General features: G+C 70.0%; 14 protein-coding genes and 1 riboswitch. Of the genes, 5 read left to right on the forward strand and 9 right to left on the reverse strand.

Annotated elements, in window-relative coordinates:
• Positions 1-33 precede the first annotated feature (33 nt).
• The 3 genes from ABD798_RS05815 (at position 34) to ABD798_RS05825 (ending at position 4,623) form a co-directional block, all read left to right on the forward strand.
• Entirely contained in the window at positions 34-2,787 is a 2,754-nt protein-coding gene (locus ABD798_RS05815; protein ID WP_344871463.1) for a transcriptional regulator, read from the forward strand.
• Positions 2,784-3,758 carry a GNAT family N-acetyltransferase gene (locus ABD798_RS05820; protein ID WP_344871464.1) on the forward strand — a complete coding sequence of 325 codons (975 nt, stop codon included), beginning with the start codon at positions 2,784-2,786 and terminating at the stop codon, positions 3,756-3,758. The genes ABD798_RS05815 and ABD798_RS05820 overlap by 4 nt, the downstream gene beginning before the upstream one ends.
• Positions 3,759-3,831: 73 nt before the next feature.
• A complete protein-coding gene (locus tag ABD798_RS05825) occupies positions 3,832-4,623 on the forward strand; it encodes an ion transporter (RefSeq protein ID WP_344871465.1) in 792 nt (263 codons plus the stop codon).
• A 191-nt stretch (positions 4,624-4,814) separates the two neighbouring features.
• Here ABD798_RS05825 and ABD798_RS05830 read toward each other — a convergent pair whose 3' ends face one another.
• From ABD798_RS05830 to thiO, 4 genes are all read right to left on the reverse strand, one after another.
• A complete protein-coding gene (locus ABD798_RS05830; protein WP_344871466.1) occupies positions 4,815-5,393 on the reverse strand; it encodes a DUF3558 domain-containing protein in 579 nt (192 codons plus the stop codon).
• An 11-nt stretch (positions 5,394-5,404) separates the two neighbouring features.
• Positions 5,405-6,169, reverse strand: a complete 765-nt coding sequence (gene thiG, locus ABD798_RS05835) for a thiazole synthase (RefSeq protein WP_344871467.1) — start codon at positions 6,167-6,169, stop codon at positions 5,405-5,407.
• A 4-nt stretch (positions 6,170-6,173) separates the two neighbouring features.
• A complete protein-coding gene (thiS, locus tag ABD798_RS05840; protein ID WP_344871468.1) occupies positions 6,174-6,371 on the reverse strand; it encodes a sulfur carrier protein ThiS in 198 nt (65 codons plus the stop codon).
• Positions 6,368-7,423, reverse strand: coding sequence for a glycine oxidase ThiO (gene thiO, locus ABD798_RS05845; protein ID WP_425549188.1), 1,056 nt, complete (start codon positions 7,421-7,423; stop codon positions 6,368-6,370). The genes thiS and thiO overlap by 4 nt, the downstream gene beginning before the upstream one ends.
• Positions 7,418-7,527: riboswitch (TPP riboswitch) on the reverse strand. It overlaps the preceding gene by 6 nt.
• Positions 7,528-7,558: 31 nt before the next feature.
• Between thiO and thiE the strand changes: the two genes are divergently transcribed.
• The gene (thiE, locus tag ABD798_RS05850; protein ID WP_344871470.1) at positions 7,559-8,215 is read left to right on the forward strand and encodes a thiamine phosphate synthase; all 657 of its coding nucleotides are present in this window, start codon (positions 7,559-7,561) and stop codon (positions 8,213-8,215) included.
• A 55-nt stretch (positions 8,216-8,270) separates the two neighbouring features.
• On the opposite strand, the gene ABD798_RS05855 is transcribed toward thiE, so the two are convergent.
• The 3 genes from ABD798_RS05855 to ABD798_RS05865 all read right to left on the reverse strand — a co-directional run bounded on the left by ABD798_RS05855 (position 8,271) and on the right by ABD798_RS05865 (position 11,797).
• The gene (locus ABD798_RS05855; protein WP_344871471.1) at positions 8,271-9,470 is read right to left on the reverse strand and encodes a S1 family peptidase; all 1,200 of its coding nucleotides are present in this window, start codon (positions 9,468-9,470) and stop codon (positions 8,271-8,273) included.
• 235 nt (positions 9,471-9,705) lie between these two features.
• Positions 9,706-10,830 (reverse strand): S1 family peptidase, encoded by a 1,125-nt coding sequence (locus ABD798_RS05860; RefSeq protein WP_344871472.1) that lies wholly within the window; start codon positions 10,828-10,830, stop codon positions 9,706-9,708.
• A 325-nt stretch (positions 10,831-11,155) separates the two neighbouring features.
• Positions 11,156-11,797, reverse strand: a complete 642-nt coding sequence (locus tag ABD798_RS05865; RefSeq protein ID WP_344871473.1) for a hypothetical protein — start codon at positions 11,795-11,797, stop codon at positions 11,156-11,158.
• A 95-nt stretch (positions 11,798-11,892) separates the two neighbouring features.
• Here ABD798_RS05865 and ABD798_RS05870 point away from each other — a divergent pair, with 95 nt between their 5' ends.
• Entirely contained in the window at positions 11,893-12,843 is a 951-nt protein-coding gene (locus tag ABD798_RS05870) for a threonine ammonia-lyase (RefSeq protein ID WP_344871474.1), read from the forward strand.
• A 470-nt stretch (positions 12,844-13,313) separates the two neighbouring features.
• Here the strand turns inward: ABD798_RS05870 and ABD798_RS05875 are convergent, their stop codons facing one another.
• Both ABD798_RS05875 and ABD798_RS05880 read right to left on the reverse strand, forming a co-directional pair.
• On the reverse strand, positions 13,314-14,816 hold the full coding sequence (locus tag ABD798_RS05875) for an MFS transporter (protein ID WP_344871475.1): 1,503 nt from the start codon (positions 14,814-14,816) through the stop codon (positions 13,314-13,316).
• Positions 14,813-15,568, reverse strand: a complete 756-nt coding sequence (locus tag ABD798_RS05880; protein ID WP_344872888.1) for a GntR family transcriptional regulator — start codon at positions 15,566-15,568, stop codon at positions 14,813-14,815. Before ABD798_RS05880 ends, ABD798_RS05875 begins: the two co-directional genes overlap by 4 nt.
• Positions 15,569-15,786: the final 218 nt, after the last annotated feature.

Here is a 15,786-nt window from a genome sequence, read left to right on the forward strand (position 1 = left end):
GAACGCAAGATCGCTGCCCGCCGGAGGTGCTCGTTGTCCCAGCCCGCTGCCACTGCCGACCTGGTCCCCAGGCTGCGCAAGGAAGTTCCGCTCCTGGTGCGCGGGACCCTCGGTGAGCCGGACATCGACAAGGCGCTCAAGAAGGGCCGGGTGCAGCCGGAGGTCATCGAGAAGCGGACGGTGGCGCGCGGCGACGAGCTGCTGCAGGCCACCAACCCGGAGATCGCCGAGCTCCGCGCGGCCGAGCTGAACCTCTTCCTCCACCAGAACCCCAGGATGGCCGTCCAACAACCAGAATCGCTCGTCGTCTCGGGTGCACCCGTGTTCGACGTCGGCGCTGCACCCCCGCGGAACGCATACGGGCGCAGCCAGCGCTCCATGGGCTTCGCGGTGTGGTGCGGGGCGGCCTACCCCTTCGCGGTGTGGCAGCTGTGGCCGGTGCTCCAGCCGTTCATCGGCGGTTTCTGGGTGGTGATCGCCGCTATCGCCGCGGCGGTAGCGGCGATCATCAACGGGCACGAAAGCTACGACAACGACAACGGCAACTCCATCAGCGGCGCCGCGATCGTGCTGGCCTTGGGTCTGGGCGGCGGCCAGGCCCTGATGGTCACGCTGCTGTACGCGCCGACTCGCGCGGCCACCAACGACGTCGTGGCTGCGGCAATCTGGGGGCCGTCGTCCCTGCTGGTCCTGGGTGTCGTGGCGTTCTGCCTGTTCGGCGCTTTCGGCGACCTCTCCGGCGTCGCGAGCGCCCGTGACGTCATGGTCAGCATGGTGCTCGCGGTGGGCCTGGGTGCCGCGGCGTGGATCGGGCTCGACCTCTGGGAGGCAGTCACCTGGGACTGGGTACCGGTCGCGGCGGCGGGCGCGGTGAGCCTGCTGGTCGTGGTGGTGCTGCGGCCGTTGACCGTTCGGCGTGGCACCGCCTGGCTGCCGAAGTGGCTCTCCACCGATCCCCGACGGCTCGGCAGCCCGTCGTGGCGGAGGAACTTGGCCGTGCTGAAGCAGGCGCGGGACGCGGCGGAGGCGCAGTGGCGGCGCGCGGTGGTGGACAAGGCGATCCGGCCGCTGATCCTGCGCCAGGTCAACGACATGGTGAGCCCACCGTTCTCCACCAACCTCGAGGTGCACGACAGCAAGGGGCTGCACCACCTCCGGTCGAGCGAGTTCGTCGTGGCCACAGGGACTTTCTCCGAGTTCCGGCGCGTGACCGAGGGCATCGGCGGTGGCGCGATCGGCATCGCTGGACCGCGCGGGGCGGGGAAGTCGACGCTGCTGGAGGCCTACCGCGACGGGATCTTCCTCGGCCCAGGCGAGGAGCACATCGCGCTGGTGGAAAGCGTTCCCGTGCGCTACGACGCCCGCGACTTCGCGCTGCACCTGTACGCGGGGCTGTGCCGTGAGGTGCTCCGCTTCGGGCGCAAGCACGGCGGCCCGACGTCGAAGCGGTGGCATCAGGTCGCCAGGTGGGCGCAGAACATCTCGGTGGCCTTCGTCGTGCTGTCGGGCTGGCTGGCCGTGGGGTACCTGGGAACGACGACGTTGCGCGCTCCCGATCTCGCCGTGTTCCGCGAGGGGTTCCTGTGGCCGCTGGTCGCGGTTCTCGCCGTAGCGTCGCTGCTTTTCCTTGCGGTGAAACGACGTCCGACCGCTGCGCGGGTCGTCATGAGCACGAGCGATGTGCGGAGCGTGCGCGATCTGTGCGACTGCGCGGAGGACAAGCTCGACGCGATCCGCTACCTCCAGAAGCACACGTCGGGTTGGTCCGGCAAGGTCGGGCTGCTCTTCGGCGCGGAGGGCAGTCGTTCCGGGGGCATGGAGCTCGCGCGGCAGGCGATGACCTATCCCGAGGTGGTGAGCGACTTCCGCGACTTCCTGGCCACCGCGGCGAGGGTCCTCGACACCGTGCCGAGGGCCGCCCGCATCAGGATCGCGATCGTGCTCGACGAGCTGGACAAGATCCTTTCCCCGGAGAGCGCGCAGGAGTTCGTCAACGAGGTCAAGGCGTTGTTCTCCGTCGACGTCCCGGGCTGCCTGTTCCTGGTGTCGGTCTCCGAGGACGCGCTGGCCGCGTTCGAACGGCGCGGGCTGCCCGTGCGCGACGCCTTCGACAGCGCGTTCGACACGATCTTCCGCGTCGACTACCTCGGGCTCGACGACGCCAGAGCCCTGCTGCGCAGCCGTGTGCTCGGCATGTCGGAGCCGTTCATGTGCTTGTGCCACAGCGTCTCCGGCGGCCTGCCGCGCGAGCTGATCAGGACCGCGCGCACCGTGGTGGCCTCGCAGAAGCGCTCGCTCGCCGAGGTGTGCCAAAGCATTGTGGCGGCGGACATCGCGGGTAAGACGGCCGCGCTGCGCACGGTGATCGCGCGAGGCCTCGCCGACGAGCCGCACGCGAGCGAGCTGATGCGGCACATCCAGTTGCACGCCCGCCCGGACGCGGCGCGGTTGCTCCAAGCCACGAGCACCCCGCCGATCGAGGACGGAGAGCTGTGGCACCTCCAGCTCGAAGCGCTCGGCTACCTGTACTACGCCGCAACGCTGCTGGAGGTGTTCGACGACGGGCTCACCGAACGCCAACTGGAGTTCGGCCGAACCCAGGACGGGCCCGGCGGCTTCAACGCCCTCGCGTCGGTGCGGCAGCTGTTCGGCGTCAACGTCAGGCTGGCGTGGCTGACGGTGAGCGACTTCCGGGAGGCGTGGGGCCTGGCGACCGTCGCACCGCCCCGCACGAAGGGGAAATTCGCTCGCGACGCGAAGGGGCCGACCGTAGCTTCCGGAGCATGAACCTGCTGTGGCGTCCGATGGCCGAGAGCGACATCCCTGGCTGGACCGCGCTGCTGGCCGCTGCCGAGCGGGCCGACCAGCAGGGCGAGAACTACAGCGAGGACGACCTGCGCGAGGAGTGGGCCGACCCGGATCTCAACGCCGAGCGCGACTCGATCGCCGTGCTCGACGGCTCGGTGCTGGTCGCGTACGCCATGGTGCACAGGCGGGTCACGCCGGAGGGCACGCACCGCCTGCCCTCGCAGAGCGTTGTGCACCCGGACTGGCGTGGGCGCGGCATCGGCGCCCAGCTCGTGGACTGGATCACCCAGCGCGCCACCGAGTTGCACCGTGCGCACCGACCGGATCTGCCCGGCGAGGTCAACATTTCCTGCGCTGAGCACAACTCCGCGCTGCGGGCTCTGCTCGACGAAGCCGGTTATCTGCCGCGGCGGTGGTTCTTCGAGCTGAAGCGGTCCACCGAGCCCGACGCGGAGGTCTCCCCGCAGCCGCTGCCGGAGGGACTGCGGCTGATCCCTTACGACGCGCGCTACGACGAGGCGCTCCGCTTGGCGCACAACGAGGCTTTCCGCGACCACTGGGGCAGCACGGAGGTCGACCTCGACGGCTGGAAGCAGTGGTACACAGGCACGAGCTGGTTCCGGCCGGCGTTGTCCTACCTCGTGCTCGACGGCGAGGAGATCGCGGGTTACCTGCTGTCCAAGGAGTTCGAGGCCGACGCGGCGGTCACCGGTGTCCGCGAGGTCTGGTACGACCAGATCGGAGTACGCCGGGCCTGGCGCGGGAACCGGCTCGCGACGGTGATGCTGTTGCGCGCACTCGCTGACAGTTGTGACGCCGGGTTCACCCGGGCGGCGCTTTCCGTGGACGCGGACAACCCGACCGGTGCATTGGGCATCTACCAGCGGTGCGGATTCGCGCTCGTCACCCGGCAGTCCGTTCACGCACGGGTACTGTCCGTGACCGACTGAGCACCCAGCGCTGACAAGACATTAGGCTCGCGTTTGCCCTGATGATCGTTGTCACCCCCTGGGAGCCCTGCTCATGACACGTGCGCGCCTTCGGCTGTTAGTCGACTCATCCGGATTCCAGCGGTTCATCATCGCGGTGATCTTGATCAACGCGGTGACCCTGGGGCTGGAGACCTCCGAGGCGCTCATATCCCGCTACGGCACGGTGTTGCACACCATCGACCGGCTCGCGCTGGCGATCTTCGTCGGCGAGCTGCTGCTGCGCCTGCACGCCTTCGGCAGGGACTTCTTCCGCGATCCGTGGAACTGCTTCGACGCGGCGATCGTCAGCCTCGCGCTGCTGCCGACCTCCGGGTCGTTCGCGGTGCTGCGCGCGCTGCGCATCCTGCGGGCGCTGCGCCTGCTGTCGATGGTGAAGAGCATGCGGCGCGTGGTCTCCGCGCTGCTGACCGCGATCCCCGGTATGGCGTCGATCGCCGCGTTGCTGGCGTTGGTGATCTACGTCGGCGGTGTGATGGCGACCAAGCTCTACGGCGAGCTCTCCCCCGAGTACTTCGGGGATCTCGGCGACTCGCTGTTCACGCTGTTCCAGGTGATGACCGGCGAGGCGTGGTCCGACGTGGCCCGGCCGATCATGGACCAGGAGCCGTGGGCGTGGCTGTTCTTCGTCGGCTTCATCCTGATCACCTCCTTCACCGTGCTGAACCTGTTCATCGCGGTGGGCGTGAGCGCGATGGAGCACCAGGTCGCCGCCGAGCGCGAGCAGCAGGAGGAAACGCTGATCTCCAACGACATGCTGCTCGCCGAGGTCAAGGCGCTCCGTGGAGAACTGCGCGAACTCCGCGAGCAGTCCGGCCTGCGCTAGGCCCTGTCCCGCAGATGGTTGCGCTGCGTATTCCGGTCACGGTGCCACCGGGGGTTGGGGTGTCTTCAAGACCCGCAAACCCCGCTGTTGATCATCGTTAACCGCCGCAAACCCCTGCGGTCTTGCGGGGTTTGCTGTCGTTGGAGACGGTGGGGGTGGGGGTTGGGTGGTCTTGACTTGCAGGACAGGCGCTAGTCGCCCTTGAGGGTCTGGATCACCGACGCCGCGGCCTTGGCCACCACCGGGCAGGGGGCCTGCGCACCGGCGCCGCGGTCGAACTGCGAGAGCAGGTTCACCGTCAGCTGGTCGGTCACCGCGACGAACAGGCCGCACTTGCCCTTGCTGCGGTGGTCGAGCGAGGCGGCGTAGACGGCCGGGTAGCCCTCGATCGTCGTCGGCTCGAAGTAGTCGTTGTTGCCCTTGGTGTCGTAGATGTCGCTGAGGCCGTTCTTGTTGGCGGTGAACACGGTGAGGTCCATCTGGTTCAACGGCTCGTCGGCGATCTGGAACGTGCAGCTCGGCCCGTACGCGCCGGCGCGCGGCTTGCCCGCACCGTAGCCGAGCGAGGAGCGCTTCGAGTCCGAGATCGCCGCGCAGGCGTTGGACTGGATGGAACTCACGTCGAGCGCGGCCGGAACCCTCGGCGCCGCACCGGACTGCGATGCGGAGGAGGCCGAGGTGTCCGGGGAGGAGGGCTCGCCCACCGTGTTCGAGCAACCCGCGACCACGAGCGCCACACCCACTGCCAGCAGAAGACGTCGAAGACTCATCGCGCCATTGTTCAGCATTCCCTTGCCGGGCTGGACGCGTGGGCCCAAAATCGTCGCGGAATGCGTCCGGCTCGGCGTGCGAGGCGTCCGCCCTCGACGGCCGCGCGCATCGCCGCCGCCATCCGTTCGGGCTGGTGAGCCCTGGTGACGGCCGTGGCCAGCAATACCGCGTCACAGCCGAGTTCCATGGCGAGCGCGGCGTCGGAAGCGGTGCCGATGCCCGCGTCGAGGATGACCGGAACCGATGCCCTGGCAACGATCAGCTCGATGTTGTGCGGGTTGCGGATGCCGAGCCCGGTGCCGATCGGCGACCCCAGCGGCATGACCGCGACGCATCCCGCGTCTTGAAGCCTGCGCGCGAGCACGGGATCGTCGTTGGTGTACGGGAGCACGGAGAACCCTTCCGCCACAAGGGTTTCCGCCGCGTCGAGCAGCTCGTGCGGATCGGGCAGCAGGGTGTCCTCGTCGGCGACGACCTCCAGCTTCACCCAGTCCGTCCCGAGCGCTTCGCGGGCCAATCGCGCGGTGAGCACGGCCTCGGCGGCGCTACGACACCCCGCCGTGTTCGGCAGCAGCTGAATGTTCAACCGCCGCAACAACTCCAGCACCCCGGTGCCGCCATCGGCGTCCATCCTGCGCATCGCGACGGTGGTCATCTCGGTGCCAGAGGCCACCAGAGCACGCTCCAGCACGGAGAGGTTGCCCGAACCCCCGGTTCCCATGATCAACCGTGATCCGAACTCGCGGCCCGCGATCACCAACTGGTCCTCCGACACGCCCTCAGCCTCCTTGTACCGCAGTGAGAACTTCCACCACCGCGCCGTCGCGCAGAGCCGTGTGCCACTGGCTCCTGGGCACCACGTCGCCGTCCACCGCGACTGCCACTCCAGACTCCGGAGCCCCGAGCAGTGCGAGCGCGTCGGCTACCGTGCTCCCGGGCGCGAGCGTGTTTTCCTTGCCATTGAGCCGAATCCTCATGACGTCCCTTCCAGCTCGGCCAGCACGAGATCGGCGGTGATCGGTGCCAGCAGCATGCCGTTGCGGTGGTGACCCGTTGCCACGACCAAGCCCGGCTCGACCTCTCGGATCACCGGCAGGTTGTCCGCTGTGGCTGGCCGGAGCCCCGCCGCGCACTCCACGAACTCGTACTCCGAAATCGATGGCAGCACCTGTTCGGCCCACCGCAACAGATCACGGACTCCGCCCGCCGTGACCGTCGTGTCGAAGCCCGCCTCGTACTGAGTCGCGCCGACGACCAGCCCTCCGCCGTCCCTCGGCACGAGGTAGACGTGGTTTCCCTGCACCGAACACCGCACGGTCCTGCTCGGCGGGGGAAGCGTGGACCTTGTGGCGCGCAAGCGAAGGATCTCCCCCTTCACCGGACGCACCACGTCGCGCAACGGCTCGTACAGCTGCCCGCTCCACGCCCCGGCCGCGAGCACGACGGCATCTGCGCGCCGCGTCGTCCCGTCTGCCAGTCGCACGGTTCCCGGACCGACTTTGGCAACGCGAACCGACTCGACCTCACAGACCGAGCGCAGCGCCGCGAGCACCATCCGGTTGTCCACCGCGAGATCCCCGGGCACCGACAGTCCACTTCGGACAGATGGCCCGATGCTGGGCTCCAACGCCCTGATCTGCTTGCCGGTCAACGACTCCGCGCCTCTGCCCAACGACGCGAGGTACTCGGCCAGCAGGGTCAGCGAAGCCCGGTCAGCCGCGTCCACCGCGACGACGAGCGTGCCCTCCTCGCGCAGTCCGGCATCCCGCCCGCTCGCCGCGCCCAGCTCGCGCGCGAACTCCGGCCAGCGCCGCAGCGACGCCGATCCCAGCTCCAGCAAGGATTCCTCGCCCGGCCAGGCCTCCGTCACCGGCGCGAGCATGCCTCCAGCAACCGCCGAGGCACCCGAAGCCGGGGCAGGATCGAGCACCGAGACGGCGAACCCGGCCGACGCCGCCCGCCACGCGACGGACAGACCGATGACTCCGGCGCCCACGACGACGACCGAACCACGCGCACCACTGAACAACGACCTCACGCTCCCTGCGCCGGCATTACCCGGATCAGGTTCGACGGTCGGGGTCGTCAGACCCCCTCTCAGCCTGGTCTCCCCAGGCTCCCGTGCGGACCGCTGCCCACCATACCCGCTTGTACTGTGACCGCCATGCCCTTACTCGATGGCAAGGAAATCCGCCGCAAGCTCGCGGCGGCGCGCCTGTACCTGTGCACCGACGCGCGCACCGAGCGGGGCGATCTGGCCGAGCTGGCGGACGCGGCGCTGGCGGGCGGGGTCGACGTCATCCAGCTGCGCGACAAGAACCTCGAAGCGAAACAGGAGCTGGCGGCGCTCGAAGTGCTGGCGGAAGCCTGCGCGAGGCACGACGCGCTGCTCGCGGTGAACGACCGCGCGGACATCGCGCTCGCCGCCGGAGCCGATGTGCTGCACCTCGGCCAGGACGACGTGCCGGTGCCGTGGGCTCGGCGGGTTCTCGGCGAGGACGTGGTGATCGGCCGCTCGACCCACTCCCCCGCCCAAGCCGAGCACGCCGCGCACGAGGCCGGGGTGGACTACTTCTGCACCGGTCCTTGCTGGCCGACGCCGACCAAGCCGGGGCGTCCTGCGGCCGGGCTCGACCTGGTCCGCTTCGCGGCGGGGCAGAACTTCGAGCGGCCGTGGTTCGCGATCGGCGGCATCGACGAGGCCCGCCTCGGCGACGTGGTCGAGGCAGGAGCCCGTCGCGTCGTCGTGGTCCGCGCGATCACCGAGGCCGAGGACCCCCGTGCCGCCGCCGCGTCGATCGCGGCACGCCTGCGCGCATGAAAAAAGGAGGTTGTCCCAGTGCGCGCTGGGACAACCTCCTGCTCGTGGGGCGTGCTCAGCCGGTGAGCAGCGTGAGGCTGTACTCCTTGAGCGCCTCGTTGATCGGCTGGAACCACGACACCGAGGTCGCACCCTCGTTCGCGTTGGAGAGGCAGCGCAGCTTGCCGCCGACGTCCTTCAGGCGGGCGCCGCTGGTGAGGCCCTGAGCCTGGTCGCCGGAGATGTTCGAGCCGCCGCTGTCACCCTGCTCGACGCAGGCGGTGTACTGGGTGAGGCCGCGCACGACCACGGTGGAACCGTCGGCCTGGCCGTACTTCACCGTCACGTTGCGGGCCCGCACGGTGCCGCAGGTCCACTGCGTGGTCGAGCCGGACTTGCAGATCGCGCCGCCGAGCGGGGCCTCCTCGGAGCCCTTCACGGTGACGTTGCCGCCGTTCCACTGGTTCACCAGCGGCTGCAGCGCCCAGACGAGCGGGTCGACCGCGACGGCCGCGAAGTCGTTGCCGTCCTTCCAGTTCGTGTTCACGAACTCGCCGATGCCCAGGTTGCCGAGCGCGACGACCGGGCCGGGCTTGGAGCAGTGGCCCGCGGTGATCAGGCGCGGCTCGCCCGAGGTGGTCTTGGCGGCGAAGCCCGCCGAGCAGCGACCGGCGGTGCCACCACCCATGTAGATCGCGTTGCCGCCGACCAGGTCACCGGAGGCGACAGGGGTGCCTTCGGTCTCCTCGACGCGGATCGGGGTGTTCGACTTGGCGAGGCCGCCCACGAAGGCGTCCGTTGCCGGGGTGCGCTGGCCCTTGGTGACCGTGACGACGACGGAGTTGCTCGGCTCGTCCACGTACCAGCTGCCCACCTCCGCTGGCGAGGAGTCGGTGCGGCGGTCCAGCTCGGCCTTGGCGCCGTCGAGCTGGGAGCGGCTGACGCCGACCACGCGGGCCTCGGCACCGGCGGCGCGGACGGCCTCGGCGCGGGCGGGGTCGGAGACGGCGACGACCGTCTTGCCGGACTCGATCCACGAGCCCGCGTAGGAGCTGTCGGCGGCGACGCGGGCGCTGGTGGCGACGCGGGCGGCGTCGGAGTCCTGACGGACGCGCTCGCGGGCCTGATCGGCGGTGAGGCCGAGGTCGCGCTGCATCGCGGAGAGCACCGCACCGGACGGGCCCGGCGCCGCGAGGGCGGGGGCGGAGAGGGATCCAGCGGTGGCGGTGACAAGCAGTGCGACACCGAGTGCGCGAGTCGCGGTGCGTCGAGACATCCGAACCGTCCTTCCGTCAGGTGGACCTGGGCGCTAGCCCGTCTGGACGGAAGCTATGCGACTCTCTGCGACAAATGAACCCCTTGCTTCACTCTTTTGGTCCACAAATTTTCAATCCAGTACCCGCCATTCGACGGTTCCATCACTGAGCGCATAAAGAAGAGCACCCACGGGTGCAGGGTTCCCGTGGGTGCTCTCCTCGGGGACGGCGTCAGAGCCGGTCCCCTCCCCGTGATCAGCTGGTGACGAGCCGGAGCCCGTAGCGGCTGAGGATGGGGTTGACCGGGAAGAAGTAGGTCGTGCCGCCGGAGGAGCAGTTGCCGGAGCCACCGGAGGTCACGCCCTGGGCCTGGTTGCCCGCCAGCCACGAGCCGCCGGAGTCGCCCGGCTCGGCGCACGCGTTGGTCCTGGTCATGCCGTTGACCGTGCCCTGGGGGTAGCGGACGGTCTGGTTCTTGGCCTGGACGGTGCCGCAGCGCCATCCGGTGGTGGAGCCGGAGCGGCAGATCGACGCGCCGACCGCGGCCTCGGAGGAGCCCTTCACGGCGACGGTGCCGCCGTTGTAGCGGTTCACCACGCCACGCGGGGTCCAGTTGGAGTTCGTGCCGACCCAGGCGTAGTCGTTGCCGGGGAAGCTGGAGCCGCGGAAGCTGCCCGAGGCGACGCGGTTGAAGCCCTGCGTCGCGGTGCCGACGGTGCCGCAGTGCCCGGCGGTGACGTAGCCGCCCTGGACGGAGAAGCCGACCGAACAGCGCCCGCCGCCCATGTAGTACGCGTCGCCACCACGGACGTCGTAGAGCGTGGTCGGGTCCTCGTTGCTCTGCAGGACCGTGATCGCCGCCGCGTCGGCACCGCTGGCCTTGACGAACTTCTCGCCGTCCGCGACGACCTTGGCGGTCACCACGATCCGGTTGCTGACGGTGTCGACGTACCAGCCGCTGACGCCGTTCGCCTGCTGGTCAGCCTTGTCCAAGGTGGACTTGACCGCGTCCAGCTGAGCGGCGCTGCGCGCGACCACGCGAACCTCGGCACCGGTCGCGCGGATCGCGTCCGCCTTGGCGGCGTCGGTCACCGAGACGGTCAGCTTCGCGCTGCCGTCGGCGAAGTGGGACCCGGCGTAGCTGCTGCCGAGCGTGCCGCGCAGGCCCGCATCGGCCTCCGCCGCCTTCATCTCGTTGGTCACCCGGGCCGTCGCCTGATCGGCGGTCAGACCGAGGTCGCGCTGCATCGCGGTGAGCATCTCCGGGGAAGCGAACGCGTCACCCGTCGCGGCGGCCGCCGCGGGCAGGGTGAGGGCCGCCGCCGATCCCAGTGCCAGTAGGGCGGATCCGACGTAGCGGACCGCAGACTTCGGCTTCATGACATCTCCCTCTTGCTGCAGGGGTCCTCGCCGGCCAGGTCAGGGGGTGCCGGTGAGGGAAGCTAGAGCTGATGAGCATGTGCGCGGTGACTCACAGTGAGAGCCGAATCACTTTCGACGGACGTTATGGAGCCGTGATTGCCCTTGGCATCCGCCATTCGGGGTAAGCCATTCACTTCAAGCACATGTCCCTACTTTCGTAGGGGTCGACCCGCAGTAGCCCCTGCGGCCATCTCGTTCAGGCGGTTCGTCACGCCTGGAACAGCGCTTGCGCGTGCATGGAACGACGCTTCCCCGCCCGCCGATTCCCTACTTTCGGTGGGGCTCAGCCCGACGTCTGGGGCTCTTGACTGGTCGTCGGCGGCCTGGACGTGGTCGTGACCTGCGGCGGAGTCGTCGTGGTCGGCGGCGCGGTCGTCGTCGCCGGAGTCGTCGTGGTCGGCGGGGGCGTGGTGGTCGGCCTCGGCTGCTCCGTTGTGGTGATCGGCGGCTGCTCCTCCTGCCGCTCGTCGCGGTGCTTCCCGTTGCCGCCCTGGAAGATCGTGCCGACCGTGGAGCCGTTCCCGTTGCCGGACAACGGCTGTCCGCCGATGAGCTCGATGCCGGTCACCAGCACCATCGCCAGCGCGAACGCCAGCCCGCTTGTCGCGCCGACCACCCACCAGCGCCGCCGCGTCCACCACGGCTTGCGCTCGGTCCCCGGCCTGGCGATCACCTCGGTCGGCGCGTCGAGCCGCTCCTCGACCCGGCCAGTGTTGATCTTGTCGCGCACCGCCGTGCGGCTGCGGACGAGCGAGTGTTCGTAGAGCGCACCGCCGATCGTGCTGACCACGCTGGCCAGCGCCGCCCCGATCACCGTCCCCGCGACCCCGAGCTGGGCGCCGAGCACCGCCGCCGTCACCGCGGCCAGCGCACCCGCCACCACCTTCGTCGTCGTGATGTCCAGTTTGCGTTCTTCGCTGCTCATCGCTGTTCCCTCGACCTCCTACAAGGTGGACGGGGGCGCGCGGGCAACGGTTGTCGGCACGTGAGCGCTGACACCATCGCGGGCATGATGGGCGCATGCCCGAGCTGATCACGATCGACGATGTCCGCTCCGCAGCGGAGCTTCTGCGCGGCACGGCGGTGCGCACGCCCCTGCTGCCCTGTCTCGCGGGCGACCCCGACCGTCCACTGTGGATCAAACCGGAGAGCCTCCAGCCGACCGGCGCCTTCAAGATCCGTGGCGCGACGAACGCCTTGCTGCGCCTGACAAAGGACGAGCGCGAGCGCGGTGTCGTGACCCACTCCAGCGGCAATCACGCGCAGGCCCTCGCCTACGCGGCGAAGGTCACCGGAGTGCCCGCCGTCGTCGTTGTCCCTTACGGCACACCGCAAACGAAGGTCGACGCGGCTCGGCGGCACGGCGCGGAGATCGTGCAGTGCGAGCTCGCCGTGCGCCAGGAGACCGCCGAGGCGATCTCACGCGAACGCGGCCTGCCGATGATCCCGCCCTACGACAGCCCGCACGTGATCGCGGGCCAGGGCACCGCGGGCCTGGAGATCGCCGAGGACCTGCCCGAGGTCGAACTGGTGCTCGTTCCCGTCAGCGGCGGCGGCCTGCTCTCCGGCGTCGCGACCGCGATCAAGGCGCTGTGCCCGGCCGCGAAGGTCGTCGGCGTCGAGCCCGAGCTGGCCGCCGACGCCCAGGCCAGCTACCGCTCCGGCGTGCTCGACCGGTGGACCGCCGAGCAACGCGGGCGCACCATCGCCGACGGACTGCGCAGCTACCTCTCCGAGCTGACCCTGGCGCACCTGCGCGCCCGCGTTGACGACATCGTGACCGTCACCGAGGACGAGATCACCTCGGCCGTCGGCTGGCTCGCGCACAACGCCCGCCTGGTCGCCGAACCCAGCGGAGCCGTCCCCATGGCCGCCTACCTCAACCGCGCCGCCGAACTCCCGCGCGGCCGCACCGTCGTCCTGGTCAGCGGCGGCAACCTGGACCCCCACCTCTTCGCACAACTCGTCTGAACGCACCAAACGACCCGTTGAGGTCCTTGAACGCACCAAACGACCCGTTCAGCGCGCTCAACGCACCAAACGGGGCTTTGGCGTCGAGCCGAGGCGTGGCGTGGCACCAGAGGTTGAGGGGTCTTCAAGACCACCAAACCCCTCTCCTGATCACCGTTAACCGCCACCTACTCCGAGGCAGCCACACGGAGGGGCTACGTACCCAATGTGGCATTTGTTTCGCCAGACGTAACGAATGCCGCATTGGGTTCAAACGTCGGGCCGGACCACCTCGACATCTTCCTGCCGCGTGAGGCAGTTCGGCGGCGCGCCGGCCGAGGTGAAGAACTCGTGCGCGGCCTTGTGCACATCGGCGGGATCTCGCGGAGGTGCGCCACGTAGCTGTACTCCACGGCGCTTCGATCACGGAGCGACCTGCTCCTCCTGCCGACCGTTCCTGGCCGTGCGGTTCAACAGGACGGCAGTGAACGTCAAACCGACTTGTTCACCGGTGCGCCGATGTGCGTGGGCGGAGCATCTACGCCGCAGGTCAAGCACTCCCCGGGCCGGGGCTGCGAAGCCACCTCCGCAGGCTCCGAAGCGACGCCGAGCACGGAGTTGTCCACACCGAGCGCCAGCACTCCGCCGAGCGCCGCGAGCACGGCGCACACCACGAGCGCGACCTGCCAGCTCGACGTCATCGCCACGGGATCGGTGTACGCGTCCCCGGTCAACCCCGCGACGGCCGGAAGGACAGCGACCGCCAACAGGGTGCCGGTCCGAGCGACCGCGTTGTTCACCCCGGAAGCCACTCCGGCGTACCGATCGGGCGCGGCGGCGAGCACGGTCGCGGTCACCGGAGCCACCACGGCGGCCAGGCCGAAGCCGAACACCAGCAAGCCGGGCAGCACTCCGGTGAGGTAGCTCGCGCCGGGCACGACGAGAGACAGCAGAGCGATGCCCGCCGCGATCAACAACGGCCCGACGACGAGCTGAGCGCGGGGGCCGATGCGCTGCGCGAGCTTCCCCGAGCGCGCCGACAGCACGAGCATCAGCACGGTGATCGGCAGCCCGGCCAGGCCGGCGGCGGTCGGCGAGTACCCGAGCGACACCTGGAGCTGCAACACCAGCAGCACCATGATCGAACCGAGCGCCGCGTACACCACCAGGGTCAGCGCGTTGGACAGCACGAACGTCCTGGTGGCGAACAACGAAGGCGGCACGAGGGGTGTGCGGCGACGCGTCTGCATGACGCCGAACCCGATCATCAGAGCCAGCCCGCCGACACCGCCGACGAGCACGAGCGGATGCGTCACGCCGAGCCCGGGAGCCTCGACGAGCGCGGCGGTCACCCCGGCCAGGCCGAGCGCACCGACCACGGCGGAGAGCACGTCGGGGCGGCGAGCGGCCTCGGGATCGCTGGACTCCGGGACGTGCCGCACGGCCATCCACACGCACACGGCGGCCAGCGGCAGGTTGATCAGGAACGCCAGTCGCCACGAGCCCGCCTGGATCAGCAGCCCTCCGACCAACGGCCCGATCGCCGTTGCCACACCGGAAAGCCCGGACCAGGCGCCGATCGCCCGAGCACGCTGATCGCGCGGGAAAGCCGACTGGAGGATCGCCAGCGCGCCCGGTGCGAGCAGCGCTCCGCCGACGCCCTGCAACACCCGCGCGAACACGAGCAGGGTCGTGGTCTGGGCGAGCCCGCAGAGCAGCGACGCGAGGCCGAACCACACCGTGCCGACGACGAACATCCGCCTGCGCCCGAAGATGTCGCCGAGCGAACCCGCGACCAGGATCAGAGCGGCCAGCGACAGCAGGTAGCCGTCGAGGATCCACTGGAGCCCGGCGACCGAGGCGCCCAGCTCCGCGCCGATCGCGGGCAGCGCGACGTTGATGATCGTCCCGTCCAGCATCGCCATGCCGGAGCCGAGGATGGTCGTCGCGAGCACCGCCCTGGCCCGGGGCGTGCCCCAGACGACCGTGCTCATGCCTGGGGCGGGTTCAGGCGCGCGACGAACTTGTAGCGGTCACCGCGGTAGATCGAGCGCACCCACTCCACGGGGTTGCCCTCGGTGTCGAAGGAGTGCCGGGACAGCAGCAGCATCGGCAGGCCGATGTCCGCGCCGAGCAGCTCGGCCTCCTCCGGCGTGGCGAGCGCGGTCTCGATGGTCTCGTCGGCGTGCGCCATCTCCACCCCGAAGCGCTCGCGCAGCACCTGGTAGAGCGAGCCGCCGACGCCGATGTAGCGCCGCAGACCGCGGAAGCGGCCGAGCGCGAGGTGCGTGGTCTCGATGGCCATCGGCTCGCCGTCGGCCAGCCGCAGGCGCCGCAGCCGCAGCACCTTGGCGCCGGGGCGCACCCCGAGGTAGCGGGCAAGCTCGGCCTCGGCGGGCTGCTCGCTGGACTCCAGCAGCCGCGAGGTGGGCTGGCGGCCCTGGGCGCGCATGTCCTCGGTGTAGGAGGACAGCTGCAACCGCTGGGCGACCTTGGGCGCGGCGGCGAAGGTGCCCTTGCCCTGCACCCGCAGCAGCCTGCCCTCGACGGTCAGCTCGGCGAGCGCCTGCCGGACCGTGGTGCGGGAGACGTCGAAGTCCGAAGCCAGCGAGCGCTCCGTCGGGATGGGCGAGCCGGGCGGCATGGCGCGCAGCAGGTCGAGCAGGTGGCGCTTGAGCCCCCAGTACTTCGGCTCGCGCTGGGTCCGGGGGTTGACCCCGGCCTCCGACGGCGTCGCGTCGAGCATGGCCTCCCACTCCCTTCCCCGCGCTGTCACGTGTTGTCAAGCATGCCCTAAGCAGCGCCGGAGCCGGCGCAGGCGTGCGGGGGCGCGGATTTACAACGTCTTCGCAACTGCCTTGACAGTGCGGAGTGGTCCGGACCACTCTGCACGCATTGGTCTACACCACTTCTGTACGCCTGGCCACTGATCAGGCGCAACGGTCGGCCGTCGGGGCAGCGGGA

It is taken from the genome of Allokutzneria multivorans (assembly GCF_039537405.1).
Taxonomy (GTDB): Bacteria; Actinomycetota; Actinomycetes; order Mycobacteriales; family Pseudonocardiaceae; genus Allokutzneria; species Allokutzneria multivorans.

Coding starts and splice junctions, on each gene's coding strand:
- ABD798_RS05860 (WP_344871472.1), bottom strand. CDS start 10,830: ATGAAGCCGAAGTCTGCGGTCCGCTACGTCGGATCCGCCCTACTGGCA.
- ABD798_RS05875 (WP_344871475.1), bottom strand. CDS start 14,816: ATGAGCACGGTCGTCTGGGGCACGCCCCGGGCCAGGGCGGTGCTCGCG.
- ABD798_RS05830 (WP_344871466.1), bottom strand. CDS start 5,393: ATGAGTCTTCGACGTCTTCTGCTGGCAGTGGGTGTGGCGCTCGTGGTC.
- ABD798_RS05820 (WP_344871464.1), top strand. CDS start 2,784: ATGAACCTGCTGTGGCGTCCGATGGCCGAGAGCGACATCCCTGGCTGG.
- ABD798_RS05855 (WP_344871471.1), bottom strand. CDS start 9,470: ATGTCTCGACGCACCGCGACTCGCGCACTCGGTGTCGCACTGCTTGTC.
- ABD798_RS05870 (WP_344871474.1), top strand. CDS start 11,893: ATGCCCGAGCTGATCACGATCGACGATGTCCGCTCCGCAGCGGAGCTT.
- thiE (WP_344871470.1), top strand. CDS start 7,559: ATGCCCTTACTCGATGGCAAGGAAATCCGCCGCAAGCTCGCGGCGGCG.
- thiS (WP_344871468.1), bottom strand. CDS start 6,371: ATGAGGATTCGGCTCAATGGCAAGGAAAACACGCTCGCGCCCGGGAGC.
- ABD798_RS05880 (WP_344872888.1), bottom strand. CDS start 15,568: ATGCTCGACGCGACGCCGTCGGAGGCCGGGGTCAACCCCCGGACCCAG.
- ABD798_RS05865 (WP_344871473.1), bottom strand. CDS start 11,797: ATGAGCAGCGAAGAACGCAAACTGGACATCACGACGACGAAGGTGGTG.
- ABD798_RS05825 (WP_344871465.1), top strand. CDS start 3,832: ATGACACGTGCGCGCCTTCGGCTGTTAGTCGACTCATCCGGATTCCAG.